The organism is Pseudomonas sp. R4-84 (genome assembly GCF_054130985.1).
Genome location: NZ_CP096390.1, coordinates 1,431,056 through 1,457,705, shown reverse-complemented (window position 1 = coordinate 1,457,705; position 26,650 = coordinate 1,431,056). Strand labels below are relative to the sequence as shown.

The following is a 26,650-nucleotide window of genomic DNA, read 5'->3' as shown; positions in this document are numbered from 1 at the left end:
ACATCGAGCTGAAACGTACCGACCGCTCATCGCTTTAGGAATGCTGCATGTCCACCCCCACAGTCCGCGAACAATTCCTTGTTATCAGTGCCCTTGGCGCCAACCCCATGGAGCTGACTAACGTCCTGTGCCGCGCCAGCCATGAAAATCGCTGCGCCGTCGTGACGTCACGCCTGACCCGTCATGGCGAGTGCAGCGCGCTCGTGCTGGAAATTTCCGGCAGCTGGGACGCGCTGGCCCGCCTTGAGGGCAGCCTGCCTGTACTGGCCAAGAAACATGCCTTCACCGTCAACGTGGTACGCAGCGCCGCCTTGGAGAATCGTCCCCAGGCCCTGCCTTATGTGGCTTACGTCAGCTCGGCCTACCGCCCGGACATCATCAACGAGCTGTGCCAGTTCTTCATGGACCACCACGTCGAACTGGAGAACCTGACCTGCGACACCTACCAGGCCCCGCAGACCGGCGGCACCATGCTCAACGCCACGTTCACCGTGACACTGCCGGCCGGCACCCAGATCAGCTGGCTGCGTGATCAGTTCCTGGATTTCGCCGATGCGATGAACCTGGACGCATTGATCGAACCGTGGCGCCCACAAAACCCAATGTAAGGAAGCGTTCATGGCCGTTGCCATCGACCAGCCGGTTACCGATTTCCAGGCGCCCGCCACCAGCGGGCAGACCATCAGCCTCGCAGCCCTGAAGGGCAAGCAAGTGGTCATTTATTTCTACCCCAAGGACAGCACGCCCGGCTGCACCACCGAAGGCCAGGGTTTCCGCGATCAGTACGCGCAATTCCAGGCCGCCAACACCGAAGTGTTCGGCGTCTCCCGGGACAGCCTCAAGTCCCACGAGAACTTCAAGTGCAAGCAGGAGTTCCCCTTCGAGCTGATCAGCGACAAGGACGAAGCGGTTTGCCAGTTGTTCGACGTGATCAAGTTGAAGAAGCTTTACGGCAAGGAATACCTGGGCGTTGATCGCAGCACGTTCCTGATCGATAAACAGGGAGTGTTGCGCCAGGAATGGCGTGGCGTGAAGGTGCCGGGGCATGTGGATGCGGTGTTGGCGGCGGCTCAGGCGCTCAACAAGGCCTGAGTTTTATCGTTGTCAGCTTCGGCCTCATCGCGAGCAAGCTCGCTCCCACAGGATTTCACGGAACACCGCAAATCCCCTGTGGGAGCGAGCCTGCTCGCGAAAGGGCCGGTAGCATCACCGGCTATATCACTGCTATAGCAACGGCGCCACTACCGGCTCCTTGCTCGGCCACGCATCCAGCACTGCCTTGAACAGCGTCGCCAGGGGAATCGCGAAGAACACTCCCCAGAACCCCCACAATCCACCGAACAACAACACTGCGCAGATAATCGCCACCGGATGCAGGTTCACCGCCTCGGAGAACAGCAACGGTACGAGCACGTTGCCGTCCAGGGTCTGGATGATTCCGTAGACGGCCATCAGATAGATGAACTGATCGCTCCAGCCCCACTGGAACAGTGCGATCAATGCCACCGGCACGGTCACCACTACGGTGCCGACGTAGGGCACCACCACTGAAATACCCACCAGCAGCGCCAACAGGGCGGCGTAATTGAGCCCCAGGGCGACGAAGCCGATGTAGGTGACGCCGCCACAGATAAAAATCTCGATGACTTTACCGCGGATGTAATTGGCGATCTGCCGATTCATCTCCTGCGCCACCCGGGTGATCAATGCCCGTTCGCGCGGCAGGTAACCGCGGACCCAGCGTCCGATCATTTCCCGGTCCTTGAGGAAGAAAAACACCAGGATCGGCACCAGCACCAGATAGATCATGATGTTCACGAGCAACGGCAGGCTGGACAGCGAAAACGTCAGCGCCCACTGGCCGAACTTGCCGATCTCGCCGCGTACCACTTCGATCGTCTGCAATACCTGCTCGTCCGAGACCAGGTGGGGATAACGCTCCGGTAGCAGCAACAGCAGCGATTGCCATTTGACGAGCATCCCCGGCAATTCGTTGAACAACGTCACCAACTGGTGCCACAGCAAGGGCACGATCACCACCAGGAAGACCACCAGCACGCCCATGAACAGCGCGAACACCAACCCTACCGCGACCGAACCCGGCAGTCGCAAGCGCTCCAAAGTGATGACCAGCCCTTGCATCAGGTACGCCAGCACCATCCCCGCCAACACCGGTGCCAACATGCCGCCCAGCGTGAGCACGGCGGTAAAAGCCAGGAACAGGAGCACTGCCAGGACCACCGCCTCTTCATCGGAAAAGTAGCGCTGAATCCAGTCGCGTAACACTTTGAACATTAAAAATCCCTAAGAGATGTCGCCTGCCTTCAGGCTTTTTTCAACCAGTAACGGTAGGTGCCGTTTTCGTCCTCTTCACGCAGCAGCGTATGACCGGCCAACCGGGCGAAGGTGCGGAAATCGCGCTGGGAGCCAGCGTCCGTGGCGGTTACCTTGAGCACGGCGCCACTGGTCAGACGATTGAGTTCCAGCTTGGCCTTGAGCAACGGCAACGGACAATTCAGGCCACTGGCGTCCAGCTCGGCATCGTGGGCTACAGCATCGGTCATTGTTTCACTCCGCAACGGGTCGTCGAGCCGCCTAGAATATCTGGTCCCGGACCCGCTGTCCGGCTACAGTAAGGTCTTTGTCGACTAAGGCTTCGTGCATGACATTTCTGCGCCCCACCCTGCTGACGCTCGCCTGCCTGCTTGCCTCACCGGGCTTCGCCGACGACCTGCCGTCACTTGGCGACGCCAGTTCTGCCATCGTCTCGCCAGAACAGGAGCACCAACTGGGCCGCGCCTGGCTGGCGCTGCTGCGCAGCCAGGTTTCACAGCTCAACGACCCCCAGCTCAAGGACTACGTCGAAACCAGCGTCTACAAGCTGGTGGAGACCAGCCAGGTCAATGACCGGCGCCTGGAATTCATCCTGATCAACAGCCCGCAGCTCAACGCCTTCGCCGCACCGGGCGGAATCGTCGGGGTCAACGGCGGGCTGTTCCTCAACGCACAGACCGAAGGCGAATACGCGTCGGTCATGGCCCACGAGCTGGCGCACTTGTCGCAGCGCCACTTCGCCCGTGGCGTGGAAGCTCAACAGCGCATGCAAGTGCCGATGATGGCCGCGCTGCTGGCTGGCATCGTGGTCGCCGCCGCTGGCGGGGGCGATGCAGGGATTGCCGCCATCGCGGGGACCCAGGCCGCCGCCATCCAGGAGCAACGGCGCTTTTCGCGCCAGAACGAACAGGAAGCCGACCGAATCGGCATCCAGAATCTGGAAAAAGCTGGGTACGACCCTCGATCCATGCCGACCATGTTCGAGCGTCTGATGCGCCAATACCGCTTTGACGCCAAGCCTCCGGAGTTTCTGTTGACGCACCCGGTCACCGAGTCGCGTATCGCCGACACCCGCAACCGCGCCGAACAGGCCAAGCCGGGGGGCATCGAGGACAGCATGCGTTATCAACTGATTCGTGCGCGCGTCCAGCTGACCTATGAGGAAACCCCAGGCCTGGCCGCCAAGCGCTTTCGCGCACTGTTGGACGAGAACCCCAAAAACGATGTGGCCCGCTATGGCCTGGCCATCGCCCAGGTCAAGGGGGGCCAGTTGAATGAAGCGCGGGAGAACCTCAAGCCGCTGCTGGCCAAATCACCCAACGAAATCATCTACAACCTGGCCCAAGTCGATCTGGACATTACCAACAACAAGCTGGCTGACGCCCAATCCCGCGTCGACCGGATGCTGGTTCAATACCCTGGCAACTATCCGCTCAACCAAGTGCGCGTCGACCTGCTGCTAAAGCAAAACCGCCCCGCTGACGCAGAAAAAGCCCTGGAGACGCTGCTCAAGAATCGCCCGGACGATCCAGACGTCTGGTACATGGTCGCCGAGACGCGCGGCCTGTCGGGCAACATCATCGGCTTGCATCAGGCCCGCGCCGAATACTTCGCGTTGGTCGGCGACTATCGCCAGGCGATTCAACAATTGGACTTCGCCAAACGCCGCGCCGGCGGCAACTTTCCATTGTCGTCCCGCATCGACGCACGGCAGCGTGAGCTTATGGAACAGGAGCGAATGGTCAAGGACATGATGGGCTGAGCTTCAGCCAGGCATAAAAAAAACCGCCTCGACATACATCGAGGCGGTTTTTTTCAGCTGCAGACGGGCTTATTCAGCCAGTTTGAACGTGATGAAGCTCGCACGTCCCTGGCGCAGGACTCGCATCGACACCGAGCGATTCTTCGGCAGGGCCTTGGCGATATCGGTGAACTCCTTGGCGGACCCGATGGCCTGGTTATTCAGGTGCGTAATGATGTCGCCCGGTTGCAGGCCGATCAGTGCAGCAGGACCGTCCTGTACTTCCCTGATCACCACGCCGCCCTGCAGTTCCAGAGTGCGCTTCTGCTCGTCGGTCAATTCGACCACCGCGACGCCCAAGCGATTACTGCTGCGCTCTACGCCGGACTTGGGCAGCGAATCCAGCTCCTTGCCCTCTTCCGGTATAGCGCCAACGGTCAACTCGACGTTCTTGCGCTTGCCTTCGCGAATCACTTCGAGGTTGGCCTTGGCACCGGCCTTCAGGGCACCCACCAGGTGCGGCAAATCAGCGGACATGACAATAGGCTGGCCATTGAGGCTGAGAATCACATCACCAACCTGCAAGCCGCCCTTGGCAGCCGGGCCACCTTCCTGGATCTGTGCCACCAGGGCACCGGCGGGTTTTTCCAGCCCGAACGACTCGGCCAGGTCCTTGTTCACTTCCTGGATGACCACGCCCAGCCAGCCACGGCTGACTTTGCCTTCGCTTTTCAACTGATTGGAAACGTCCATGGCGACGTCGATTGGAATGGCGAAGGACACACCCATGAAACCGCCCGAGCGGGTGTAGATCTGGGAATTGATGCCCACCACTTCACCGTCAAGGTTGAACAACGGGCCGCCGGAGTTGCCGGGGTTGATCGGCACGTCGGTCTGGATGAACGGCACGTAGTTCTCGTTCGGCAGGCTGCGGCCGATGGCGCTGACAATGCCCTGGGTCACGGTGTGGTCAAAGCCGAACGGCGAACCGATCGCCACGACCCATTGGCCGGCCTTCAGGTTCTGGGATTTGCCAAGCTTGAGGACTGGCAAATCCTTGCCTTCGATTTTGAGTAGCGCCACATCGGACCGTGGATCGGTGCCGATCAGTTTGGCCTTGAGCTCACTGCGATCGGCCAGGCGGACCAGGATCTCATCGGCATCCGCGATGACATGGTTATTGGTGAGGATGTAGCCATCGGGCGAAATAATGAAACCCGAACCCAGGGATTGCGCTTCCCGCTGGCGGCCACCACCCGGTGAACGAGGCTGCGGCATTCCGCGCTCGAAAAACTCGCGCAGCATGGGTGGCAGACCTTCCAGGTCCGGCATCTGTGGGTCCATCACCCGGCGCTCAGGCAGCTTCTGCGTCGTACTGATGTTCACGACTGCGGGTGAAGCCTGTTCGACCAGTTGGGTGAAGTCCGGCAATTCGACCGCCGCTGCGGGAACGGCCTGACCGAGGACCAGCACGGTGGCGAATATGGAGAGATAGGTTTTCAAGCGTGGTATCGACATACGGCTCCCGTTACGACGAGCATGGTTAAGCGATATGGAGCTGAAACACCGGAGAACGATACGCCGGTATTTTCGTTCCGCAAACAGACAAGGCCAGAGCCGAGCGGCTCTGACCTAATAGAAAAAAAATCGATTTTTTGCAAATGAAAATGCTGACAGGAAGTTTCAGCAATTCGATCAAGCCTTGGCGTTAACGGCCTGCCGCGCAATCGAGCCACTTGCGCAATGGCTACTTGGCTGCCGCGACGTCGGAGCGCATGGAAAGCGCGATCCGTTCCGCCGTCCCGATAGGTATCTCACCTACCACCGTGACCATAATTTCACCTTGCGGCGTGGTCAGACGGCGGGATACGGCGGCGGTCGGACCTAGCTGAGTTCGGGTATCGGTAGCCGTGGCGCCGTTCAACGGTTCCAGAAACACCGAGAACCGAGCCAGGCCATCGTCGTACATGAGGCTGCTGACCTGCACTTTGGTGTCCGGGTCATTTCGCGCAACACTGCTGGTCAATTCAAAGCCCGGCGGAAGCCAGTCCGAACGCCATGCGGTCTTCACTGCCGTCGCCTTGTTCGGATCCTGCGCAACAGCCGTGCATTCGGCACTGGCCTGCAGGTCAGCGTCCGAAGGTGAGGTGATGTTCAGGCGGGTGAATTGAAAGCGTTCGAGCAACTGTCCCTTGTCGTTGAGCAGCAGGGATTTGAGCGGCAGCCCGGTTTCCTTGTCCAGATGCAACTCGAACCCGTAGCGATGCTGGTCCTTCGGAGTCAGGGCCACAATGACAGCTTGTCGCCCAGCCACACGCGACTTGCCGATCACGGCAAGGTCATACCAATTCTTGAGTTTTTGCGGATCGAGCGCACGTGCAGTGCCATCTGGCGTATTTCCCAGCCCGGCGATCAAGGTGCCACTGACGCATTGAGTACGTCCATCAATGCGCATGACCTCCTGTGCCGAACCGTCGAGCTGGAGCAACCGCTCGCGGATTTTGCCATCCTGGACGCGATGCCAGATGTTATGGGTAGAAAAACTACCGTTACGCTCGTAAACGAAAGTGCCCTGGAAGCTTTGCTGTTGCTCGGCTTGACTCAGGCGATTAAGCCAGTCTTGAGCCTCGCCGGCATGGGCTGGAATCACGCACCAGCCACCGAGCAGAAGCGATAAAAGAGGTATGGCGCGCATGGTCCTCCTTAACGGTTTTCCAGACTGGCCGCGCGAGCGTAGGGCAGCGCGCTTTCAGTGCCCTTCAATGCAGCCTGTTGGGCATGCTGGCGCAGGTAGTTAGGCAGGCGCTGATCGTGCCAGCCTGGTTGTCCTTGCAGGACACCATTGTTCATCGGGCCAGCAGCTTCCGAACCTTCACTGTAGCCGGCCAGCACCGCAGGACCTTTGACCTGTGGCGTTGCCAGGCTTGGCTGGTTCGATTGCTGCGCCATTTGAACGCCAGCGATCTCATCCTGGTTGTACAACCGCACACCGGCCAGTACCGCAACGGTGACCGAAGCAGCTACAGCCAGGCGACCCAGGCTGCGCCATGGACCGCGGGAGGCTTTTGCCGGTACGGCTTCATCAGCCAGCGCAGCAGACACTGCCGCAGCGATATCCAGACGCGGAAGCAGCAGGTCCTTGTGCATGACAGCCCGGGCGATCTGATAGCGCGCCCAGGTCTCACGGGTTTCAACATCGTCGAAGGCATTCAATACCCGACGTAATTCCAATTCGTCCGCTTCGTTATCCATCACTGCGGACAGCGATTCCTGCAGGGCTTCACGACTCATGGCGTTCCTCTCTTGGCTGTCGCCGCTGTCTCAGTTTTCCTGCAACAACGGTTGCAGGGCTTTATCGATGGCCTCCCGAGCGCGGAAGATCCGGGAGCGCACGGTACCCACCGGACATTGCATGACGCTCGCAATGTCCTCGTAACTCAGACCGTCGAATTCACGTAAAGTTAAAGCCGTACGCAAATCTTCAGGCAATTGCTGGATGGTTCGATGGACGGTGCCTTCGATCTCATCCCGCAGCAATGCACGCTCCGGAGATTCGAGGTCCTTGAGGCCATGATCGCCATCGTAGAACTCAGCATCTTCGGAACTCACATCACTATCCGGCGGCCGGCGGCCGCGTGAAACCAGATAGTTTTTCGCCGTGTTAATGGCGATGCGGTAAAGCCACGTGTAAAACGCGCTATCCCCGCGGAAATTTCCAAGTGCGCGGTAGGCCTTGATGAAGGCTTCCTGGGCAACATCCTGGGCTTCATGGGTGTCGTGCACGAAACGCACGATCAACCCGAGAATTTTGTGCTGGTATTTCAGCACTAGCAGATCGAAAGCTCGCTTGTCGCCGCGCTGAACGCGTTCGACCAGCTGCTGATCCTCTTCCTGGGTTAGCATGAACACTCCTCGATAAGCTCGAAGGAGGGTTGCACTACTAATCGACCGGGCTTGCAAACATAGACTCGGGCTTTTCGCAAAAGTTCTCCCCCTTCCAAGCAAGTTTCCGGCGCGCTCTGATCCGGCACGCACGAAAAACGCAGCACGAGATTCCCCGGCTGCGCGAATAATCTGTCGCCGGGCCTGTCGGACGAGGACTTGAATCGAAGTCCTTAACCAACCCGACGCTGTTCCCTTTTGCAGACAACCGTCTATTGAACGTAGGCGCTTGGCAAAAGTTCCCGCTATTTTCAGCTCTTCGAAACGAAAATCTGGCAACCGTGACGAGATAAACAACGTTCTGTCCGCGAAAACGTCGCGTTGTCGCCATTTCAAGAAAACCCTGATCCGACGAAGCGTGTTGTTTTTCCGTCACGCTGGTTTCACATCGCCATGATTGCCCGGCTATTGTGCCGATCCCCCCCTCTATATACTAGTGGGCTGCAAGGCTGCCCGACCCGTCAAACGGATGTCCGGCGCCAACCCCTCACGGGTCGCTTTGAGCGGAAATCATTCGAATGAGCCAACAGTTCCAACATGATGTTCTGGTAATCGGCAGCGGTGCCGCCGGATTGAGCCTGGCGCTGACTTTGCCCGCGCATCTGCGCATCGCCGTGCTGAGCAAGGGCGACCTGGCCAACGGCTCGACGTTCTGGGCCCAGGGCGGCGTCGCGGCCGTGCTGGATGACGCCGACACGATCCAATCCCACGTCGACGACACACTCAACGCTGGCGGCGGGCTGTGCAATCAGGATGCGGTGCGCTTTACCGTCGAGCACAGCAGGGAGGCCATCCAATGGCTGATCGACCAAGGCGTGCCATTCACCCGCGATGAGCAGTCCGGCACCGAAGATGGCGGCTTTGAATTTCACCTGACCCGCGAGGGCGGCCATAGCCATCGGCGGATCATCCATGCCGCCGATGCGACCGGCGCGGCGATTTTCAAGACGCTGCTGGCCCAGGCCAGGCAACGGCCGAACATCGAGTTGCTGGAGCAACGGGTCGCGATCGATCTGATCACCGAAAAACGCCTGGGTCTGAACGGTGATCGCTGCCTGGGCGCCTATGTGCTCAACCGTGGCACGGGCGAAGTCGACACCTACGGGGCGCGCTTCGTGATCCTGGCCTCCGGTGGCGCGGCCAAGGTCTACCTCTACACCAGCAACCCGGACGGCGCCTGCGGTGACGGCATTGCCATGGCCTGGCGTTCCGGTTGCCGGGTGGCGAACCTGGAGTTCAACCAGTTCCACCCGACTTGTTTATATCACCCGCTCGCCAAGAGTTTTTTGGTGACCGAGGCCCTGCGCGGCGAAGGCGCGCACCTGAAGCTGCCCAACGGGGAACGCTTCATGCAGCGCTTCGATCCCCGCGCCGAACTGGCCCCACGGGACATCGTTGCCCGAGCCATCGACCATGAGATGAAGCGCCTGGGCATCGACTGCGTTTATCTGGATATCAGCCACAAGCCCGAAGCGTTCATCAAGAGTCATTTCCCGACGGTCTACGAACGCTGCCTGGAATTTTCCATCGACATCACCAAGCAGCCTATCCCGGTGGTGCCGGCGGCGCATTACACCTGCGGCGGGGTCATGGTCGATCAGTTCGGTCGCACCGACGTCCCCGGCCTGTATGCCATTGGCGAAACCAGTTTTACCGGGCTGCACGGCGCCAATCGCATGGCCAGCAATTCGCTGCTGGAATGTTTCGTCTACGCCCGCTCGGCAGCGGCCGACATCCTTGAGCAATTGCCGCGCATCGACATACCTGCCGCCCTGCCCTCGTGGGATGCCAGCCAGGTCACCGACTCGGATGAAGACGTCATCATCGCCCACAACTGGGACGAACTGCGGCGCTTCATGTGGGACTACGTTGGGATCGTGCGCACCAACAAACGCTTGCAACGGGCCCAGCATCGGGTACGACTGCTGCTCGATGAGATCGATGAGTTCTACAGTAACTACAAGGTCAGCCGGGACCTGATCGAACTGCGCAACCTCGCGCAAGTGGCCGAACTGATGATTCGCTCGGCGATGGAACGCAAGGAAAGTCGAGGGCTGCATTACACCCTCGATTACCCGGACCTGTTGCCCGAGCCATTGGATACTATCCTGGTGCCGCCCACCTACGCCGGCTGAACCTGAGCCGCACTCGCAGGCGTCGGTGCACATCCGGCGCCAGCGCATCACGGGGCACACACAGCGAGCGGACCCGCCGCTCGCCCTGGAGGCGAAAGCGCAACACGACGATTATCGGCAATGCGAGGCTATCGGGCCGCAACTGCACCGATTGCCAGCCGCCGTCGGAGCTCCATAGCTGCCAGCCACCGGCATCGCGACGCAAGCCGCGAAACGCCTGTCGATGGGTCAGCAACAGGTGTCGCGGCAGTACCCAGGCGCCATGGCCCAGGCACAGTATGATGCCGACGGCTGCGAACCCGGGTGGGACGGCCAATAGCAACAACGAGCCAAGGGCGAACAGCTGCGCCAGCAGATAGGCCGCCAACAACTGCCCGGAGGCGCGCCAGCGGCATTCGAAGCGATTACTTGGGTTGGACACGGTCCAGGATCATCCGGACCATGCGCTGCAACTCCGGATCTTCGGACTCACTGCGTTCCATGAACCAGCCGAACATGTCCTGGTCCTCACATTCCAGCAGGCGGACGTAGCATGCACGGTCAACCTCATTGAGGTGGGGGTAGACCTCCTTCACGAAAGGCACCAGCAACACGTCAAGCTCAAGCATGCCGCGGCGGCTGTGCCAGTAGAGGCGATTCAGTTCAACATCTTCGACCATGGAGCGCTCCTCAAATAGGGCGCAAGTATACAGGCCCGGCCGTGGCGGAACACACGGCTTTGTCGGCCGTCGACGATCCTTTGGCAACTACCCATTTCAAGGGCGCCCCCTTATGATGTCCACCAGACTTTTTTACCCTGCGATGACCCATGGCTGATTCCGCTTTTTTCTGCACCCTGTCCCACGAAGGCATTCTCGCGGTCCGCGGCGTGGATGCCGGTAAATTCCTGCAAGGCCAACTGACCTGCAATCTCAATTACCTGAGCGACAGCCGGGCCAGCCTCGGCGCCCGCTGCACACAGAAAGGCCGGATGCAATCAAGCTTCCGGATCCTGCTCGAGGGCGACGGCGTACTCATGGCGATGGCCAGCGAGTTACTCGAACCGCAACTGGCGGACCTGAAAAAATACGCGGTGTTTTCCAAATCCAAACTCACCGATGAAAGCCCGGCCTGGGTTCGCTTCGGACTGGAAAACGCTGACGCCGCCCTCAGCGAACTGGGCCTGGAGCTGCCGGCCGACACCGATAGCATGGCACGCCATGAATCCTTGATCGCCATCCGCGTATCCCCGGGCCGGGCCGAACTCTGGGTCCGCGCCGAACAGGCCGATACGCTGCGCGCTCGCCTGGGCTCGCAACTGGCCGAAGGCGACTTGAACCGCTGGCTGCTGGGCCAGGTTCGTGCGGGAATCGGCCAAGTCATGGCGGCCACATGCGAACTGTTCATTCCTCAGATGCTCAACCTGCAGGCCGTTGGCGGTGTCAGCTTCAAGAAAGGCTGCTATACCGGCCAGGAAATCGTCGCGCGCATGCAGTACCTCGGCAAGCTCAAGCGTCGCCTGTATCGCCTGCAACTGGACGCCGCCGAGTTGCCGGAGCCTGGCACCCCGCTGTTTTCCCCTACGCATGGCAGCTCGATCGGCGAGGTCGTCATTGCTGCCCGGGCCGAGCAGAATATTGAGCTGCTGGGAGTGTTGCAGGCCGAAGCCGCCGAGGATGGCAATTTGCATCTCGGTGCTTTGGAAGGACCCGCGCTACAATTGCTGGACTTGCCTTACGAACTGGACCGCGACCGCGAAATCCAGCGTTGATCGCAACATTTTGTCGCAACACCTAGAGAACCGAAATGAGCGATTTGGCGGATAAGGTCCAGCGGGATTTGGTGGCGGCCATCGATAAGGACGACCTGGTCCTGCCCACACTACCGGAAGTGGCCATGCAGATTCGCCGGGCCGCGGAAGATCCGGAGATCAGTGTCAGTAACCTGAGCAAAGTGATCGGTCGTGACACAGCACTCTCGGCGCGCCTGATAAAAGTGGTCAACAGCCCGCTGCTACGCGCCACGCAGGAAGTGACGGACTTGCACACGGCCATCACTCGGCTGGGCGTCAACTACAGCAGTAACCTGGCGATTGGCCTGGTCATGGAGCAGATATTCCATGCCCGCTCCGATGTTGTGGAACAGAAGATGCGTGAGGTGTGGCGCAAGAGCCTGGAGATCGCCGGTGTCAGTTATGCGCTATGTCGCAGCTATACCCACCTCAAGCCTGACCAGGCCGCGCTGGGCGGATTGGTCCATCAGATCGGCGTGCTGCCGATCCTGACGTACGCCGAAGACAACAACGAATTGCTGTCGGATCCAATCAGCCTCAACCACGTCATCGAGACGATTCATCCCGTGTTGGGGGACAAGCTGCTCAGCGTCTGGGAGTTTCCGGAACGATTGATGAAGTTGCCGGGGTTGTATCTGGATTTCACCCGGGATTCGGAACAACTCGATTACGTCGACCTGGTGCAAGTCGCCGCACTGTACTGCTACAAGGACTCCGATCATCCGCTGAGCAGGATCGACGTATTTGGCGTCCCCGCGATCAAGAAGCTGGGCATTGACCTGGACAACCACGACCGCTGCGCGGATCTGGAAGAAGCGCGGTCGATGTTTTACTGACAAGGCCCGTTGTGGCGAGGGACTTTGCTCCCTTTCCACGGGTTTTGCATTGCCTGGCTTAGCCGGGGATAAAACTCACCCGCACCTTCAGCCCACTCTCCTGCCCGTCATGCAGGGTGATCTGGGCCAGATGCGCGCGACAGATTTCCCCGACGATCGCCAATCCCAAGCCAGAACCGGCCACTTGCTGGTTGCGTCGATAGAAGCGCTCGAATACTCGCTCGCGCTCAGTCTCAGGAATGCCGGGGCCGTCGTCCTCGACTTCCAGGACCGCCGGCGCGATCACCCGCAGGATGACGTTGCCACCCGAGGGGGTGTGGGCCAGGGCGTTGTCCACCAGGTTGCTCAACAGTTCGTTCAGCAACGTCGGTTCGCCCCGCAACCAGACGGGCTCATCGGCCTCCAGCGCCAACGCGACTCCACGGGCATGGGCCAAGGGTGCCATGGCCATGCCCAGCTCACGGGCGAGCTGGCTCAGGTCGAGCAATTGCGCGCCGCCCTCGGCAATCGCCCGGGCGCCATTTTCCACCCGGGCCAATGACAGCAACTGGTTGGCCAGGTGGGTCAAGCGGTCGGTGCCCTGGGCGGCGGTCTCCAGGGTTTGGCGCCACGTGGCAGGTTCGCTGGCGCGCAGGCCCAGCTCCAGGCGAGCCTTGAGGGCGGCCAATGGCGTTCGCAGCTCATGGGCGGCGTCGGCAATGAATTGCGCCTGACGCTCGAATTGGCCGCGCAGGCGCTCGGTGAAGTGATTGAGTGCCCGTACCAGCGGCCATAACTCATGTTGGACTTCCACCAGCGGCAGCGGTCGCAGATCGTCTGGCTGCCGCTCTTCCACCGCCGTGCGCAAGCGTTCCAGGGGACGCAGCGCGGCACTGACCGCGAACCACACCAAAAGCAGCGCACCCACCGCCAGCATGCCCAACCGCAGCAAGGTATCGGCCATCAAGCTGCGCGCCATGCTGACCCGCGCCTCTTCGGTTTCCGCCACGCGGATTTCCGCCATGCCGTTCATCTCCGGCTCGCTCACGGCCTTGAGCAGGCTTACGACGCGCACATTCTGGCCCTGATAAGAGGCGTTATAGAAGCGCGCCAGCGCGGGGTAATCGTCCGTGCGCGGCGTACCCGGCGGCGGGCCAGGAAGATTCTCGTATCCGGAGATGAGCTTTTGGTGGATATCGTTGACCTGATAGTAGATACGCCCGGCGCTGTCATAGGCGAAGGTGTCCAAGGCCACGTACGGCACGTCCGCACTCAGGGTGCCGTCTCGCTGGGAAAGCCCGGCGGCAATGGTCCGGGCCGAAGCCAGCAGCGTCCGGTCATAGGCAGTATCGGCCGCTTCGCGGCCATTCCAATAGGCACTCAGCCCACTGGCGAGCATCAGCACCACCAGCAGCGATGCAAGGTTGCGAAGGAGCCGCCAGCGCAGGCTGTCGGGCTTATGCATCACGGGTTTCCAGCAAATAGCCCAGGCCCCGGAACGTCACGATCGCCACCGCATGGCCATCAAGTTTCTTACGCAGCCGATGAACGTAGATCTCGATGGCGTCGGGGCTGGCCTCTTCGTCCAGGCCAAACACCTGGGCGGCCAGCTGTTCCTTGCTCATCACCCGCCCCGGTCGAGCTATCAACGCCTCCAGGACCGCCTGCTCGCGGGAGGTCAAGGTCATCAATTCCTCATCAAGCGTAAAGCGGCGGGTGTCCAGGTCGTAGACCAACCCACCGCAGCGCTGCTGGCGCTCGCCCCCGAGTACGCTACGGCGCAGCAACGCCTTGACCCGGGCTTCCAGCTCGGTCAGTTCGAATGGCTTGGCCAGGTAATCATCGGCGCCGAGGTTCAGGCCGTGGACGCGGTCCTTGACGTCGCTGCGCGCGGTCAACATCAGCACCGGCAAGGTCTTGCCCCGCGCCCGCAAGCGCGCCAGCACTTCGAAACCGTCCATGCGCGGCAGCCCCACATCTAGAATCGCCACGGCGTATTCCTCGCTGCTCAGGGCCAGGTCAGCGGCCACCCCATCGTGCAGCACGTCCACTGTCAAACCCGTGCTCTTGAGCGCCTGGGCGACACTTTCGGCCAGCTGCAGATGGTCTTCGACGAGCAGAACACGCATGGGTTTTTCCTCGATTCAGGGATGGCCGGCGCCATTCTTTGGCGCGGAGTTTACAGCCGCATCCGCCACTGTGAAGCCAAAAATCATCCTGAAAGCTTTTGAAAGGTTAGCGAAAGGTTGGGTCGTTAGAGTCGCTCCACGGACAGTTTCGACTGCCGGTCGCGACACACCTCGCGAACGAAAAACGCCACGAAGCGTTTTCGCCGAATAAAAACAATAAGCGGAGTATTCACCATGCTGTCCATACAGCTCCAGGCTTCAATGCCCACCCGCCTTTGCTGCCCCAACCAGACTACCCTTGCCTGTGCCTCTGCGCAGACCGAACTGCTGCGTCTTTGACACGCGTTCAGGGGTCTGCACCGTACATGTTCTGCGAAGCCTGATTTGAAACACAAAACAACAACTCCTGTGGAGACAAAAATGAACCTAGCACTGCGTAAAGTAGCCCTTGCCGTCGGATGCCTGATGCTCGCCGGGCAAACGCTCGCCGCTGATTCGTCCAAAGAGCCGAAGCGCCCTGAGTGCATCGCCCCCGCCGCACCCGGCGGTGGTTTCGACCTGACCTGCAAATTGGCGCAAAGCGCACTGGTCAATGAAAAGCTGCTGACCAAGCCGATGCGCGTCACCTACATGCCCGGCGGTGTCGGCGCGGTGGCCTACAACGCAGTGGTTGCGCAGCGCCCGGCAGACGCCGGCACGCTGGTGGCCTGGTCCAGCGGCTCGTTGCTGAACCTGGCGCAAGGCAAGTTCGGCCGTTTCGATGAAACCAATGTGCGCTGGCTCGCTGCCGTCGGCACCAGCTATGGCGCCATCGCGGTGAAAAGCGATTCGCCCTACAAGAATCTCGACGATCTGGTACAGGCTCTGAAGAAAGATCCTGGCTCGGTGGTGATCGGCTCTGGCGGCACCGTCGGTAGCCAGGACTGGATGCAGACCGCTTTGATTGCCAAGGCCGCCGGTATCGACCCGCGCAAACTGCGCTACGTGGCCCTTGAAGGCGGCGGCGAAATCGCTACCGCTCTGCTCGGCGGTCATATCCAGGTGGGCAGTACGGACATCTCCGACTCCATGCCACACATCCTGAGCGGCGACATGCGTCTGCTGGCCGTATTCTCCGATAAGCGCCTGGAAGAGCCGGAAATGAAAGACATCCCGACCGCCGTGGAACAAGGCTACGACATCCGCTGGCCGGTGGTACGTGGCTTCTACCTGGGCCCGAAGGTCACCGATGAGGAATACGCCTGGTGGAAAAACGCCTTCGACAAACTGCTGGCCTCCGAAGAGTTCGCCAAGCTGCGTGACCAGCGCGAACTGTTCCCGTTCGCCATGACCGGTCCGGAGCTGGACACCTACGTGAAGAAGCAAGTGGCCGACTACAAGATGCTGGCCAAAGAGTTCGGCCTGATCCAGTAATCGCCCCTGTCTCGCGGCGGCGTCGGCACAACCGGCGCCGCCCAGGAGTTAGTCATGCTCGTCATCCAACGTATTGTTGCCGCGGTGCTGCTGCTGGCCTGTATCGGCCTGGCGCTGATGGCCTGGCCTTATCAGGCCGCCTTTTCCTATGAACCGGTCGGCCCGCGCGCCTTTCCCCTGCTGATAATCGGGCTGATGGGGCTGGCGCTGCTGTACATGCTGTTTCGTCCTACCCCCGTCGTGCACAGCGAAGACGACCCGCAACTGGACCGTGAAACCCTGCAGAAAATCGGCATCTGCGTTTTGCTGCTGTTGGTCTTCGCCGGAACTTTCGAACCCCTGGGCTTCATCCTCGCCAGCATTGTCACCGGCGTGCCGATGGCGCGCCTGTACGGCGGCCGCTGGGTACCGAGCGTAGTGATCATCAGCCTGATGGCCATTGGTCTTTATCTGTTGTTCGACAAGCTGATGGACGTGCCGCTGCCCCTGGGCCTGCTCGACGTCCTGGAGAATTGATATGGATACCCTGAATTATCTCGGCCAGGGTTTTGGCGTTGCATTGACTCCCTACAACCTCGTCACCGCGTTGAGCGGCACCTTGATCGGCACCGTCGTAGGGCTGCTGCCGGGCCTGGGCCCGATCAACGGCGTGGCGCTGCTGATCCCGATCGCCTTCGCCCTGGGCCTGCCGCCGGAGTCGGCGTTGATCCTGTTGGCGGCCGTTTACCTGGGCTGCGAATACGGCGGGCGTATCAGCTCGATTCTGCTCAACATCCCGGGCGAAGCGTCCACTGTAATGACCACGCTGGACGGCTATCCAATGGCTCGCCAAGGCCTGGCCGGGGTCGCTTTGTCATTGTCGGCGTGGAGTTCGTTCCTCGGCGCGCTCATCGCCACCTGCGGCATGGTGCTGTTTGCTCCCTTGCTGGCCAAATGGGCAATTGCCTTCGGACCGGCGGAATATTTCGTACTGATGGTGTTCGCCATCGTCTGCCTGGGCGGCATGGCCGGTGATCGACCGCTCAAGACGTTCATCGCCGCGCTGATCGGTCTGTTCCTGTCGTGCGTCGGCATCGACGCCAACAGCGGCGTCTACCGCTTCACCGGTGACAACATTCACTTGACCGATGGCATCCAGTTCGTCGTGCTGGTGCTGGGCCTGTTCTCCATCAGCGAGATTCTGTTGCTGCTGGAAAAAACCCATCGCGGCCAGGAAGCTGTGAAAGCCACCGGGCGGATGATGTTCAACGTCAAGGAAGCTGCCTCGGTGTTCTGGGTGAACATGCGCTGTGGCGTGCTCGGTTTCATCATGGGCGTATTGCCAGGTGCCGGCGCGACCCTGGCCAGTGCCGTAGCCTATATGACTGAAAAACGCATGGCCGGTGCCACCGGTACGTTCGGCCAGGGCGACAAGCGTGGCCTCGCGGCGCCGGAAACCGCCATCGGTGGCGCAGCCTGCGGCGCCCTCGTGCCTATGCTGACCCTCGGCGTTCCCGGCTCGGGCACCACGGCGGTCATGATCGGCGCGCTGTCGCTGTACAACATCACCCCCGGCCCGCTGCTGTTCCAACAGCAACCGGACATCGTCTGGGGCCTGATCGCCTCGTTGTTCATCGCCAACGTCATGCTGGTGATCCTCAACATCCCTATGATCCGCGTGTTTACGCGCATCCTGGCGGTGCCGAACTGGGCGCTGGTGCCGGTCATCGCAATCATCACCGGGATCGGTGTCTATGCGGTACACGCCACCACGTTCGACCTGTTCCTGATGATCGGCATCGGTATCTTCGGCTATATCCTGCGCAAGCTTGAGTTCCCGCTGTCGCCAGTCCTGCTGGGCTTCATCCTTGGCGGCCTGATGGAGCAGAACCTGCGTCGTGCGTTGTCGATCTCCAACGGCGCGCTGGAAATCCTCTGGTCGAGCCCGATCACCTTCGGTTGCTGGGTCCTGACCGCAATCATGTTGTTCCTGCCGCTGCTGCGCATCTGGCGTCGCCGCAGTGCCCAGCGTCGTGCCCTGGCCAATGCCTGAGACGACAACTTTCAGACAATGGTGGGGAACACCGCTGGTCGGTCTGGCCGGCGGTTATCTGGCCAGCCTGATCGGCTGGCCCTTGCCCTGGATGGTCGGCTCGCTGTTGGCGATCATCCTGGTGCGCTGCCTCACGCCATGGCAATTGATGGAAATCCCCGGCGGCCGCAAATGCGGCCAATGGGTGGTGGGCATCGGTATCGGCCTGCACTTTACGCCAGTGGTGATGGAGCAAGTCCTGAGCCACTTCGGCCTGATTTTCTTCGGCGCGCTGATCACCAGCGTGTCCAGCGTGGTGAGCGTGTGGCTGATGCGCCGCACCGGCGAGGACCGCGCCACCGCTTTCTTTTCCAGCATGCCAGGCGGTTCCGGCGAAATGGTCAACCTCGGCGCCCGCAACGGCGCGATGCTCAGCCATGTCGCCGCGGGCCAGAGCCTACGCGTGCTGGTGGTGGTGCTGTGCGTTCCCGCCGCCTTCAAGTACCTGCTGGGCGAAGGCACCCCACTGCAACACGCCACGACGGTGGACTGGATGTGGCTGGCGATCCTGTTCCCGGCCGGCGCACTGCTCGCCTGGATCTGGGAGCGCCTTCGCCAGCCCAACCCATGGCTGTTCGGTCCGCTGTTGGTCAGCGCGGCGGTGAGCATCGGCTGGGATTTGCACATCGGCCTGCCCGACGGCGGTAGCCAGATCGGCCAATGGCTGATCGGCAGCGGCCTGGGCTGTCATTTCAACCGGCAGTTCTTCCGCCGGGCACCGTCGTTCATGGGGCGTACATTGGTTGGCACGGTATTGACGATGCTGATCGCCACGCTCGCGGCCCTGGGCCTGAGCACCTTGACTCACCTGGATTTGCGTTCGCTGACCCTGGGCATGATGCCCGGTGGCATCGCGGAGATGAGCCTGACGGCGGAGACGTTGCAATTGTCGGTGCCGTTGGTCACGGCGTTGCAGGTGATGCGGCTGCTGTTCGTGCTGTTCCTGGCGGAGCCGTTGTTCAGGTATTGGATGCGCAAGACAGGTTCAAGCTTGTAACCGAGTTGCCTCATCGCGAGCAGGCTCGCTCCCACAGGAGTCTGCGGCGAGTATCCATTTGGCGTCCCACCACAAAACCTTTGTAGAAGCGAGCCTGCTCGCGATGGGGCCCGCTCGACTAGCGCGTCAAACCGGCGGCAACCGCCACTCGATCGGCTTCTCGCCGTGCTGCTCCAGAAACTTGTTGGCCCGGCTGAAATGCCCGCAACCAATAAAGCCCCGATGGGCCGACAGCGGTGACGGATGCACCGAGGTCAAGACCAAATGCTTGGTCGCATCGATCAGCTTCTGTTTGCTCTGGGCATGGGCGCCCCACAGCAGGAACACCAGGTTCGACTGGTGTTCGCTGACCACCTCGATGACCCTGTCGGTAAAGTGCTGCCAACCTTTCTTGGCGTGGGCGTTGGCATTGGCGCGTTCAACGGTCAGGGTGGTATTGAGCAGCAATACGCCCTGTTCGGCCCAGCTTTGCAGATAACCGTGGTTGGGAATGTCGATGTTCAGGTCGCGCTTCAATTCCTTGTAGATATTCACCAGCGATGGCGGTGTCGGCACGCCCGACTGCACCGAGAAGCACAAGCCATGTGCCTGGCCCGGCCCGTGATAGGGATCCTGGCCGAGGATCACGACCTTGACCTTGTCCAGCGGAGTGGAATTGAGGGCGTTGAAAATCAACGGGGCCGGAGGGTAGATCTCCTTGCCGGCGGCGTATTCACTGCGCAGGAATTCGCGCAACTCTGCCATGTAGGGCTGGTCGAACTCGGCACGCAGTGCCTGCTTCCAGCTGGGTTCGAGCTTGATACGGTCGTCAGCGGTCATGGTTGCACCCGGTAAAAACAATGGGCGCACCCTAGGAAAGCCCACAAGGCTTGTCAATTGATCTGACACGGATCCGGCACTTTCTCGTACAGCAGTCATACTGATCATTCAATTTCTGATCGAGGTCACGATGAATCTGCACTTCGAAGAACTCACCGGCATCGATGGCGCGCGCCTGGGCATCGCCACCCTGGACGCCGAAAAATCCTTGAACGCCCTCTCCCTGCCAATGATCAACGCCCTGCGTGATCGGCTCGACACCTGGGCCAGGGACCCGCAGATAGTCTGCGTATTGCTGCGCGGCAAAGGTGCCAAAGCGTTTTGCGCCGGTGGCGAGGTCCGCAGCCTGGCCGAAGCCTGCCGCGCCCACCCCGGCGAGGTGCCGCCGCTGGCCGCGCAATTCTTCGCCGCCGAATATCGCTTGGACTTCAATCTCCATACCTACCCCAAGCCATTGCTGTGCTGGGGCCATGGCTACGTGCTCGGCGGCGGCATGGGATTGCTGCAAGGCGCGAGCACGCGGATCGTCACGCCGAGCAGTCGGTTGGCGATGCCCGAAATCAGCATCGGGTTGTACCCGGATGTAGGCGCCAGTTGGTTCCTGTCGCGCCTGCCGGGCAAGCTGGGCCTGTTTCTCGGCCTGACCGGTGCCCACATGAACGCGCGCGACGCCATCGACCTGGGCCTGGCCGATCGTTTTTTACTCGATGAGCAGCAGGACGACCTGATCGAGGGCTTGTTGCAACTCAATTGGCAGGAACAGACCGAGATGCAACTCAACAGTCTGCTCAAGGCCTTGCAGCAAGAAGCGCTGACCCAGTTGCCCGAAGCCCAGTGGTTGCCCCGTCGGCACAAAATCGACGAATGGCTGGATGTCAGTGACGTCCGCTGCGCCTGGAAGGCCCTCAGCTTGCTGGTGGAGCATCCTGATCCGCTGATCGCCCGCGCGGCCAAGACCATGACCGAGGGCTCGCCGTTGACGGCGCACCTGGTCTGGGAGCAGATCAGCCGGGCGCGGCATTTGTCGTTGGCCGGTGTGTTCCGCATGGAGTACACCTTGAGCCTGAACTGCTGTCGCCATCCGGAATTCAGCGAAGGCGTGCGGGCGCGATTGATCGACAAGGATCACAAACCCCACTGGCACTGGCCGGACATCAATCATGTACCGGAAGCAGCGGTGCAAGCGCATTTTCACAAGGTGTGGGAGGGTCGGCATCCGTTGGCGGATTTGTCCAACGAATAACCGAGCCAGAATCATATCCGCGCAGGAGAAAACTCACTCCCACAGAGGTCATCCCGCCGGATTTATCGCAGGCATAAAAAAAGCGGCGCTTCATGCGCCGCTTTTTGCTGCCTGTCCTTTACCGATGGTTGCCTCGCCCATCATGACCACGTCCTCGATGGTCATGTCCGCGGTCACGCCCGCCCCGGCCACGACGGTCATCGTTCCAGCCGCCTCGATCGCGACCATCCCAGCCGCCTCGGTGTGGATAAGGCCGGTACGCCGCTCGCGGTGGCGAGTAATAGCGCGGGCCATGTTGGTAGTAGCGCGGGGCCGAGTAATAACGGGGCGCCGGTTGGTAGTACCGTGGGGCGTAATAGCCCCGTGGGGCCGAGTAATACCCACCGCTGTAATAGGCCGGCGCTGGTGAGGTATAGACCTCTGAACGATAGTAGCTCGAGCCTCCGTCGTAGTAAGGCACGCATGCCGAAAGAGTCAGACCAAGAAACGCAATGAGGAGCAGTCGTCGATACATGGCGGCCTCCTGGACCGCGAATGGGCCGCACCAGCGACGCTGATGGGCAGCAGTCATCTATTGGGGTGACTGACGATTAATCTGACAGCGAAATCGGAATCTGGTGCGACCTGGCAACAACTGGAAACATGTCCCTCGTCGCCCTCTTCCGGTGCGCGACAGCACCACAACCAAGCACAAATCCGCCCCCCGATCATTCCTCCCTCAGACCCACCCCCTCTGGCCCGGGCCTCTGCCCGAATTGGCACGGCTCTCGCTTTACCAATCCCGTGCAGGAGTCATCACAGGTTCGCGGCACCACAATTTGCAATGGCTGACTAGGGTTCCGGCTCGCCTCTGGCGAGTGGCTGGTCCGAGAGTTGGCGACCTCCAGTTGAGGTTACACGGCGGGACAAAAGCCCGGGAGACAAGACACCGTTCGCGGTGCCGCGTTGCTCCTGTCCGCCCTTGATCAACTGGAGAACCACCATGTTCAAGCTTCGTCTGTCCGCCCTGCTCGTCGCCGTCCTCTCGGCTTTCCTGAGCTTCTCATCCGCCGCCGCGCAAAAAGACCACTTCAGCGTCTGCTGGACCATTTACGCCGGCTGGATGCCCTGGGAGTACGCGGGCAGCCAAGGCATCGTCGACAAGTGGGCAAAAAAGTACGGCATTACCATCGATGTCGTGCAGCTCAACGATTACGTTGAATCCATCAACCAGTACACCGCCGGCCAGTTCGACGGCTGCACCATGACCAACATGGACGCCCTGACCATTCCCGCCGCCGGCGGCGTGGACAGCACCGCGCTGATCGTCAGCGATTTCTCCAACGGCAACGACGGCATCGTCCTCAAGGGCGAAGGCAAGAAAGTTGACGACCTTAAAGGCATGGACGTCAACCTGGTGGAATTGTCGGTGTCCCATTACCTGCTGGCCCGTGCCCTGGATTCGGTCGGCCTCGCCGAGAAAGACCTGAAAGTCGTCAACACCTCCGACGCTGATATCTCCGCTGCCTTCAACACCGACCAGGTCAAGGCCGTCACCACTTGGAACCCGATGCTTTCGGACATCAAGGCCCAGCCGGGCGTGAGCGAAGTGTTCAACTCCAGCCAAGTGCCCGGCGAGATCATGGACATGATGGTGGTCAACACCCAGACCCTGAAAGACAACCCAGCCCTGGGCAAGGCCTTGACCGGCGCCTGGTTTGAAGTGGTGGCGCTGGTGAACGCCAGGAACGCTGCCGCCAACGCTGCGCTGGAACACATGGCCAAAGCGTCGGGCACTGACCTCAAAGGTTTCCAGGCGCAACTGGACACCACCAAATTGTTCGCCACGCCCACGGAAGCGCTGGCCTTCGTCACCAGCGAACAACTGCCCGCCACCATGGGCAAGGTGGCGGCGTTTTCGTTCCAGCACGGCTTGCTGGGCGAAGGCGCCAGGGACACCGATGCGGTCGGCATGGCGTTCGCCAATGGCGTGACTCGCGGCGACAAGGCCAACCTGAAGCTGCGCTTTGATCCGACCTACGTACAGCTGGCCGCCGACGCCAAGCTGTAAACCGGAGGAGCTGGCATGCGCCTGATCAACCGCTACCCGGACCGTCCCAGCCGCTTGTTGCTGGTGATCTTGCCGTTCGCGCTGGTGCTGTTCGCCTACTTCATGGGCTCGGCCGAACGGTTGACGGACAACCCCAACGACAAGCTGCTGCCCAGCGCCGGGCAGATGGCCGATGCGGTGAAACGCCTGGCCTTTACCGCCGATGCGCGCAGTGGCGACTACCTGCTCTGGCAAGACACCGCGTCGAGCCTGCGCCGGTTGGCGATCGGCCTGGGCATCAGCGCCCTGGTCGGGCTGTGCCTGGGCATCGCGGCTGGCACGCTGCCGCTGTTGGGCGCACCGCTTTCACCGTTGCTCACCGTGGTGTCGATGGTGCCGCCATTGGCGATTCTGCCGATCCTCTTCATCGTCTTCGGCCTGGGGGAATTGTCGAAAGTGATGCTGATCGTGATCGGCATCACACCGTGTCTGGCCCGGGACTTGGAACAGCGCGCCCGGGAGATTCCCCGTGAGCTGCTGATCAAGGCCCAGACCCTCGGCGCGTCAACCTGGACTCTGATCTTGCGCGTGGTCCTGCCGCAACTGCTGCCACGCTTGCTGATCTCCCTGAGGTTGATGCTGGGTTCGGCCTGGCTGTTTCTGATCGCCGCCGAAGCCATCGCGTCCACCGATGGGCTGGGTTATCGGATTTTCCTGGTGCGTCGTTACTTGGCGATGGACGTGATCCTGCCGTACGTGGTGTGGATCACCCTGCTCGCCTGGCTGATGGACTGGGGCCTCAAACGCCTGACCCGTCGAGCGTTTCCTTGGTACGAGGGAGCGAAGGCATGAGTTTTATCTGTGTGAACAATGTCTGGCAGCAATACGCCGATCAGGTCGTGCTGGAACGCTTGAACCTGAACGTCGCCGAGGGTGAATTTTGCACCTTGGTGGGCGCATCGGGTTGCGGCAAGTCGACTTTCCTGCGCTTGCTGCTCGGCCAGGAGCGCGCCAGTCGCGGACAGATCCTGCTGGACGGCGAACCCTTGGCGGGCGAGCCGGATGCCAGCCGGGGCGTAGTGTTCCAGCGCTATTCGGTGTTCCCGCACCTGACGGTGCTGGACAACGTCGCCCTGGGCCTGGAGTTGCCGCGCTCGCCGTTGCTGGGGCGTTTGTTCGGCAGTGCCAAACGCCAGGCTCGCGAAGAGGCTGCGCAACTGTTGGACAAGGTTGGCCTCGGCCACGCGCTGGACAAATACCCGGCGCAGCTCTCCGGCGGCATGCAGCAACGGCTGGCGATTGCCCAGGCGTTGATCATGAAGCCCCGGGTCCTGCTGCTGGACGAACCGTTCGGCGCCCTCGACCCGGGCATTCGCAAAGACATGCACGCCCTGCTGCTGGAACTGTGGCGCGAAACCCGGCTGACGGTATTCATGGTCACCCATGATCTGTCCGAAGGTTTCAGCCTCGGCACACGCCTGCTGGTGTTCGACAAGGTCCGCGTCGATCCACACGCCCCTGGCGCCTATGGCGCACGCATCACCTACGACATTCCATTGAACAGCGACCGTCGCACCGCCCGTGCCGCCGTCGACGCCCAGCCCGCCGAACTGGCCGGCACGCTGCGTATCGCTTGAAAGGAGCTTTTCCATGACCGATTCGATCCAAGTATTTCCCCCCTTCGCTGAAGAGATTCTGCCCGGCGGCGGCCACCGTTCCTTCGTGCTCAAGCGCGGCCAACTGCTGCGCCTGACCGACCTTCGCGGCGGCGCCAACGTGAGCCTGACGCTGCTCAACGCCAACGAAAAAACCGAACGCCTGAACCTGCCGGACAGCCTTAAGTGCCAACACACCGCCAAGCTCACCGCCGGCCATTGCCTTTATTCCGACATGGGCCGGGTATTGGCGGCGATCACCGTCGACACCTGCGGCTGGAGCGACAGCCTGGGCGGTGTGCTCTGCGCCGAGGAAGTCGATGAAAAATATGGCCAGGGCCGCTATCAGGAACTGCGCAACGGCTTCTTTCGCAACGGCACCGACAACCTGTTGGTGGAACTGGGCAAATGGGGGCTGGGCCTGTCCGACCTGCTGATGACCCTCAACCTGTTCAGCCGGGTCGATGTCGACGAGGCCGGCCACTTTCATTTCGTGGAAGGCAACTCCAAGGCGGGCGACTACATCGAGTTGTACGCGCCAATGGACACCTTGGTGGTGCTGACCGCATTGCAACACCCGATGGACCCGAACCCGCAATACGCCCCGCAGCCGCTCAAGCTCAGCTGGATGAATGCCAACCCCAGCGTCGCCGAACACTGCCGCCTTTCGCGCCCGGAAAACCAGCGGGGCTTCATCAATACCGACCGCCTGTTCGCCTGAGGATCGTCGCCATGTCACTCGCCATCGCCACCGCACACAAGCACGCCGAGACCGCCGTCTACCGCGCCACGATTCCCGCCGGGGAACCCTGGCTGACCGAGGTCAAGGCCGGCCAGACCCTGCGCATCCTGGACCTGGAAGGCAACCAGGCGGTCGATACGCTGTTCTACAGCCTGGCCAACCCCAAGGAACGCTACGACGTGCAACGCACCCTGCGCCGGCAGAACAGCGTTTATCTAAGTACCGGCAGCGTGCTGTATTCCAACCTCGGTCGACCGATGCTGACGATCATCGAAGACACCTGCGGACGTCACGACACCCTCGGCGGCGCCTGCGCCCAGGAAAGCAACACCGTGCGCTACGCCCTGGAAAAACGCTACATGCACAGCTGTCGCGATAACTACCTGCGGGCCTGCGCCCACGACGGCCGCCTCGGTAAGGGCGACATCGGGCCGAACATCAATTTCTTCATGAACGTACCGGTGACCGCCGACGGCGGCCTGACCTTCGAAGACGGGATCTCGGCACCGGGCAAATACGTCGACCTACGGGCCGAGATGGACGTGATCGTCCTGATCTCCAACTGCCCGCAGTTGAATAACCCATGCAACGCCTATAACCCCACGCCTGCGGAGCTTTTGATATGGAACTGAAACTCATGCGCCTGCGCCGCTGGCTGTTCGCGTTGTGCCAGAGCCGGTCGGGGCAGTGCATTAAATGATCGGCTGAACGCCGCCGGTCCTGTGGGAGCGAGCTTGCTCGCGATAGCGGTCTGTCAGCTACATCGAGGTTGTATGTGCCGCCGCCATCGCGAGCAAGCTCGCTCCCACAAGGT

28 protein-coding genes and 1 riboswitch are annotated in these 26,650 nt (G+C 61.1%); of the genes, 16 read left to right on the top strand and 12 right to left on the bottom strand.

Features of this window, described 5'->3' with window-relative positions:
- The first annotated feature begins 47 nt into the window (after nt 1–47).
- Both M1D68_RS06880 and M1D68_RS06875 read left to right on the top strand, forming a co-directional pair.
- The gene (locus M1D68_RS06880) at nt 48–608 is read left to right on the top strand and encodes a glycine cleavage system transcriptional repressor (RefSeq protein WP_003184325.1); all 561 of its coding nucleotides are present in this window, start codon (nt 48–50) and stop codon (nt 606–608) included.
- 10 nt (nt 609–618) lie between these two features.
- Entirely contained in the window at nt 619–1,092 is a 474-nt protein-coding gene (locus M1D68_RS06875) for a peroxiredoxin (protein WP_434675234.1), read from the top strand.
- A gap of 132 nt (nt 1,093–1,224) precedes the next feature.
- Here the strand turns inward: M1D68_RS06875 and M1D68_RS06870 are convergent, their stop codons facing one another.
- Both M1D68_RS06870 and M1D68_RS06865 read right to left on the bottom strand, forming a co-directional pair.
- Nucleotides 1,225–2,295, bottom strand: a complete 1,071-nt coding sequence (locus tag M1D68_RS06870) for an AI-2E family transporter (RefSeq protein ID WP_420766704.1) — start codon at nt 2,293–2,295, stop codon at nt 1,225–1,227.
- Between the two features lie 29 nt (nt 2,296–2,324).
- Nucleotides 2,325–2,564: a sulfurtransferase TusA family protein gene (locus M1D68_RS06865; protein WP_434562826.1), complete on the bottom strand. Its 240-nt coding sequence runs from the start codon at nt 2,562–2,564 to the stop codon at nt 2,325–2,327.
- 98 nt (nt 2,565–2,662) lie between these two features.
- Here M1D68_RS06865 and M1D68_RS06860 point away from each other — a divergent pair, with 98 nt between their 5' ends.
- Nucleotides 2,663–4,096: a M48 family metalloprotease gene (locus M1D68_RS06860; protein WP_445571446.1), complete on the top strand. Its 1,434-nt coding sequence runs from the start codon at nt 2,663–2,665 to the stop codon at nt 4,094–4,096.
- Nucleotides 4,097–4,165: 69 nt separating this feature from the next.
- Here the strand turns inward: M1D68_RS06860 and M1D68_RS06855 are convergent, their stop codons facing one another.
- The 4 genes from M1D68_RS06855 to rpoE form a co-directional block, all read right to left on the bottom strand.
- Entirely contained in the window at nt 4,166–5,593 is a 1,428-nt protein-coding gene (locus M1D68_RS06855; RefSeq protein ID WP_434701075.1) for a DegQ family serine endoprotease, read from the bottom strand.
- A gap of 229 nt (nt 5,594–5,822) precedes the next feature.
- The gene (locus tag M1D68_RS06850) at nt 5,823–6,770 is read right to left on the bottom strand and encodes a MucB/RseB C-terminal domain-containing protein (protein WP_457969770.1); all 948 of its coding nucleotides are present in this window, start codon (nt 6,768–6,770) and stop codon (nt 5,823–5,825) included.
- An 8-nt stretch (nt 6,771–6,778) separates the two neighbouring features.
- Complete coding sequence (locus M1D68_RS06845; RefSeq protein ID WP_039593313.1) at nt 6,779–7,366, bottom strand: sigma-E factor negative regulatory protein; 588 nt, start codon at nt 7,364–7,366, stop codon at nt 6,779–6,781.
- A gap of 30 nt (nt 7,367–7,396) precedes the next feature.
- The gene (gene rpoE, locus M1D68_RS06840) at nt 7,397–7,978 is read right to left on the bottom strand and encodes an RNA polymerase sigma factor RpoE (protein WP_003172477.1); all 582 of its coding nucleotides are present in this window, start codon (nt 7,976–7,978) and stop codon (nt 7,397–7,399) included.
- A 557-nt stretch (nt 7,979–8,535) separates the two neighbouring features.
- Here rpoE and nadB point away from each other — a divergent pair.
- Nucleotides 8,536–10,152 carry an L-aspartate oxidase gene (nadB, locus tag M1D68_RS06835; protein ID WP_434675236.1) on the top strand — a complete coding sequence of 539 codons (1,617 nt, stop codon included), beginning with the start codon at nt 8,536–8,538 and terminating at the stop codon, nt 10,150–10,152.
- Here nadB and M1D68_RS06830 read toward each other — a convergent pair.
- Entirely contained in the window at nt 10,121–10,573 is a 453-nt protein-coding gene (locus M1D68_RS06830) for a protein YgfX (RefSeq protein WP_434610097.1), read from the bottom strand. The genes nadB and M1D68_RS06830 overlap by 32 nt on opposite strands.
- Nucleotides 10,557–10,811 (bottom strand): FAD assembly factor SdhE, encoded by a 255-nt coding sequence (locus tag M1D68_RS06825; RefSeq protein WP_003184348.1) that lies wholly within the window; start codon nt 10,809–10,811, stop codon nt 10,557–10,559. The genes M1D68_RS06830 and M1D68_RS06825 overlap by 17 nt, the downstream gene beginning before the upstream one ends.
- A 149-nt stretch (nt 10,812–10,960) precedes the next feature.
- Here M1D68_RS06825 and ygfZ point away from each other — a divergent pair, with 149 nt between their 5' ends.
- Together ygfZ and M1D68_RS06815 are read left to right on the top strand one after the other, a co-directional pair.
- Complete coding sequence (gene ygfZ / locus M1D68_RS06820; protein WP_457969758.1) at nt 10,961–11,902, top strand: CAF17-like 4Fe-4S cluster assembly/insertion protein YgfZ; 942 nt, start codon at nt 10,961–10,963, stop codon at nt 11,900–11,902.
- Between the two features lie 35 nt (nt 11,903–11,937).
- Complete coding sequence (locus M1D68_RS06815; RefSeq protein WP_434562814.1) at nt 11,938–12,759, top strand: HDOD domain-containing protein; 822 nt, start codon at nt 11,938–11,940, stop codon at nt 12,757–12,759.
- A gap of 58 nt (nt 12,760–12,817) precedes the next feature.
- On the opposite strand, the gene M1D68_RS06810 is transcribed toward M1D68_RS06815, so the two are convergent.
- Nucleotides 12,818–14,203 carry a sensor histidine kinase gene (locus M1D68_RS06810; protein WP_457969756.1) on the bottom strand — a complete coding sequence of 462 codons (1,386 nt, stop codon included), beginning with the start codon at nt 14,201–14,203 and terminating at the stop codon, nt 12,818–12,820.
- Nucleotides 14,196–14,867 (bottom strand): response regulator, encoded by a 672-nt coding sequence (locus M1D68_RS06805; protein WP_420766714.1) that lies wholly within the window; start codon nt 14,865–14,867, stop codon nt 14,196–14,198. Before M1D68_RS06805 ends, M1D68_RS06810 begins: the two co-directional genes overlap by 8 nt.
- Before the next feature lie 420 nt (nt 14,868–15,287).
- On the opposite strand from M1D68_RS06805, the gene M1D68_RS06800 reads away from it, so the two are divergent.
- From M1D68_RS06800 to M1D68_RS06785, 4 genes are read left to right on the top strand one after another with little or no spacing between them, the layout of a single operon-like run.
- Entirely contained in the window at nt 15,288–16,280 is a 993-nt protein-coding gene (locus tag M1D68_RS06800) for a Bug family tripartite tricarboxylate transporter substrate binding protein (protein ID WP_434562812.1), read from the top strand.
- A 54-nt stretch (nt 16,281–16,334) separates the two neighbouring features.
- The gene (locus M1D68_RS06795; protein ID WP_434562810.1) at nt 16,335–16,796 is read left to right on the top strand and encodes a tripartite tricarboxylate transporter TctB family protein; all 462 of its coding nucleotides are present in this window, start codon (nt 16,335–16,337) and stop codon (nt 16,794–16,796) included.
- Nucleotide 16,797: 1 nt separating this feature from the next.
- Nucleotides 16,798–18,312: a tripartite tricarboxylate transporter permease gene (locus M1D68_RS06790; protein ID WP_420766717.1), complete on the top strand. Its 1,515-nt coding sequence runs from the start codon at nt 16,798–16,800 to the stop codon at nt 18,310–18,312.
- On the top strand, nt 18,305–19,348 hold the full coding sequence (locus tag M1D68_RS06785; RefSeq protein WP_434562808.1) for an AbrB family transcriptional regulator: 1,044 nt from the start codon (nt 18,305–18,307) through the stop codon (nt 19,346–19,348). The genes M1D68_RS06790 and M1D68_RS06785 overlap by 8 nt, the downstream gene beginning before the upstream one ends.
- A 126-nt stretch (nt 19,349–19,474) precedes the next feature.
- Here the strand turns inward: M1D68_RS06785 and ung are convergent, their stop codons facing one another.
- Nucleotides 19,475–20,167: a uracil-DNA glycosylase gene (gene ung, locus M1D68_RS06780; RefSeq protein ID WP_434562806.1), complete on the bottom strand. Its 693-nt coding sequence runs from the start codon at nt 20,165–20,167 to the stop codon at nt 19,475–19,477.
- A gap of 130 nt (nt 20,168–20,297) precedes the next feature.
- Between ung and M1D68_RS06775 the strand changes: the two genes are divergently transcribed.
- Nucleotides 20,298–21,410, top strand: coding sequence for an enoyl-CoA hydratase/isomerase family protein (locus M1D68_RS06775; RefSeq protein ID WP_420766720.1), 1,113 nt, complete (start codon nt 20,298–20,300; stop codon nt 21,408–21,410).
- A gap of 118 nt (nt 21,411–21,528) precedes the next feature.
- On the opposite strand, the gene M1D68_RS06770 is transcribed toward M1D68_RS06775, so the two are convergent.
- Complete coding sequence (locus tag M1D68_RS06770) at nt 21,529–21,924, bottom strand: hypothetical protein (RefSeq protein WP_420766721.1); 396 nt, start codon at nt 21,922–21,924, stop codon at nt 21,529–21,531.
- Nucleotides 21,925–22,230: 306 nt separating this feature from the next.
- Nucleotides 22,231–22,332: riboswitch (guanidine-I (ykkC/yxkD leader) on the top strand.
- Nucleotides 22,333–22,392: 60 nt separating this feature from the next.
- On the opposite strand from M1D68_RS06770, the gene M1D68_RS06765 reads away from it, so the two are divergent.
- The 5 genes from M1D68_RS06765 to M1D68_RS06745 are packed head-to-tail and all read left to right on the top strand — an operon-like array spanning nt 22,393 to nt 26,468.
- Nucleotides 22,393–23,460 (top strand): putative urea ABC transporter substrate-binding protein, encoded by a 1,068-nt coding sequence (locus M1D68_RS06765; protein WP_457969752.1) that lies wholly within the window; start codon nt 22,393–22,395, stop codon nt 23,458–23,460.
- A gap of 15 nt (nt 23,461–23,475) precedes the next feature.
- Nucleotides 23,476–24,291: an ABC transporter permease gene (locus tag M1D68_RS06760; protein WP_420766723.1), complete on the top strand. Its 816-nt coding sequence runs from the start codon at nt 23,476–23,478 to the stop codon at nt 24,289–24,291.
- Nucleotides 24,288–25,076, top strand: a complete 789-nt coding sequence (locus M1D68_RS06755; protein ID WP_457969750.1) for an ABC transporter ATP-binding protein — start codon at nt 24,288–24,290, stop codon at nt 25,074–25,076. The genes M1D68_RS06760 and M1D68_RS06755 overlap by 4 nt, the downstream gene beginning before the upstream one ends.
- A 13-nt stretch (nt 25,077–25,089) precedes the next feature.
- Complete coding sequence (locus M1D68_RS06750; RefSeq protein ID WP_434562802.1) at nt 25,090–25,815, top strand: urea amidolyase associated protein UAAP1; 726 nt, start codon at nt 25,090–25,092, stop codon at nt 25,813–25,815.
- Between the two features lie 11 nt (nt 25,816–25,826).
- Nucleotides 25,827–26,468, top strand: a complete 642-nt coding sequence (locus tag M1D68_RS06745; RefSeq protein ID WP_420766726.1) for an urea amidolyase associated protein UAAP2 — start codon at nt 25,827–25,829, stop codon at nt 26,466–26,468.
- The last annotated feature ends 182 nt before the right edge of the window (nt 26,469–26,650 follow it).

Coding starts and splice junctions, on each gene's coding strand:
- M1D68_RS06860 (WP_445571446.1), top strand. CDS start 2,663: ATGACATTTCTGCGCCCCACCCTGCTGACGCTCGCCTGCCTGCTTGCC.
- M1D68_RS06825 (WP_003184348.1), bottom strand. CDS start 10,811: ATGGTCGAAGATGTTGAACTGAATCGCCTCTACTGGCACAGCCGCCGC.
- M1D68_RS06865 (WP_434562826.1), bottom strand. CDS start 2,564: ATGACCGATGCTGTAGCCCACGATGCCGAGCTGGACGCCAGTGGCCTG.
- M1D68_RS06845 (WP_039593313.1), bottom strand. CDS start 7,366: ATGAGTCGTGAAGCCCTGCAGGAATCGCTGTCCGCAGTGATGGATAAC.
- M1D68_RS06870 (WP_420766704.1), bottom strand. CDS start 2,295: ATGTTCAAAGTGTTACGCGACTGGATTCAGCGCTACTTTTCCGATGAA.
- M1D68_RS06855 (WP_434701075.1), bottom strand. CDS start 5,593: ATGTCGATACCACGCTTGAAAACCTATCTCTCCATATTCGCCACCGTG.
- nadB (WP_434675236.1), top strand. CDS start 8,536: ATGAGCCAACAGTTCCAACATGATGTTCTGGTAATCGGCAGCGGTGCC.
- M1D68_RS06745 (WP_420766726.1), top strand. CDS start 25,827: ATGTCACTCGCCATCGCCACCGCACACAAGCACGCCGAGACCGCCGTC.
- M1D68_RS06775 (WP_420766720.1), top strand. CDS start 20,298: ATGAATCTGCACTTCGAAGAACTCACCGGCATCGATGGCGCGCGCCTG.
- M1D68_RS06765 (WP_457969752.1), top strand. CDS start 22,393: ATGTTCAAGCTTCGTCTGTCCGCCCTGCTCGTCGCCGTCCTCTCGGCT.
- ung (WP_434562806.1), bottom strand. CDS start 20,167: ATGACCGCTGACGACCGTATCAAGCTCGAACCCAGCTGGAAGCAGGCA.
- rpoE (WP_003172477.1), bottom strand. CDS start 7,978: ATGCTAACCCAGGAAGAGGATCAGCAGCTGGTCGAACGCGTTCAGCGC.
- M1D68_RS06810 (WP_457969756.1), bottom strand. CDS start 14,203: ATGCATAAGCCCGACAGCCTGCGCTGGCGGCTCCTTCGCAACCTTGCA.
- M1D68_RS06880 (WP_003184325.1), top strand. CDS start 48: ATGTCCACCCCCACAGTCCGCGAACAATTCCTTGTTATCAGTGCCCTT.
- M1D68_RS06805 (WP_420766714.1), bottom strand. CDS start 14,867: ATGCGTGTTCTGCTCGTCGAAGACCATCTGCAGCTGGCCGAAAGTGTC.
- M1D68_RS06760 (WP_420766723.1), top strand. CDS start 23,476: ATGCGCCTGATCAACCGCTACCCGGACCGTCCCAGCCGCTTGTTGCTG.
- M1D68_RS06770 (WP_420766721.1), bottom strand. CDS start 21,924: ATGTATCGACGACTGCTCCTCATTGCGTTTCTTGGTCTGACTCTTTCG.
- M1D68_RS06795 (WP_434562810.1), top strand. CDS start 16,335: ATGCTCGTCATCCAACGTATTGTTGCCGCGGTGCTGCTGCTGGCCTGT.
- M1D68_RS06785 (WP_434562808.1), top strand. CDS start 18,305: ATGCCTGAGACGACAACTTTCAGACAATGGTGGGGAACACCGCTGGTC.
- ygfZ (WP_457969758.1), top strand. CDS start 10,961: ATGGCTGATTCCGCTTTTTTCTGCACCCTGTCCCACGAAGGCATTCTC.
- M1D68_RS06815 (WP_434562814.1), top strand. CDS start 11,938: ATGAGCGATTTGGCGGATAAGGTCCAGCGGGATTTGGTGGCGGCCATC.
- M1D68_RS06790 (WP_420766717.1), top strand. CDS start 16,798: ATGGATACCCTGAATTATCTCGGCCAGGGTTTTGGCGTTGCATTGACT.
- M1D68_RS06800 (WP_434562812.1), top strand. CDS start 15,288: ATGAACCTAGCACTGCGTAAAGTAGCCCTTGCCGTCGGATGCCTGATG.
- M1D68_RS06850 (WP_457969770.1), bottom strand. CDS start 6,770: ATGCGCGCCATACCTCTTTTATCGCTTCTGCTCGGTGGCTGGTGCGTG.
- M1D68_RS06875 (WP_434675234.1), top strand. CDS start 619: ATGGCCGTTGCCATCGACCAGCCGGTTACCGATTTCCAGGCGCCCGCC.
- M1D68_RS06750 (WP_434562802.1), top strand. CDS start 25,090: ATGACCGATTCGATCCAAGTATTTCCCCCCTTCGCTGAAGAGATTCTG.
- M1D68_RS06755 (WP_457969750.1), top strand. CDS start 24,288: ATGAGTTTTATCTGTGTGAACAATGTCTGGCAGCAATACGCCGATCAG.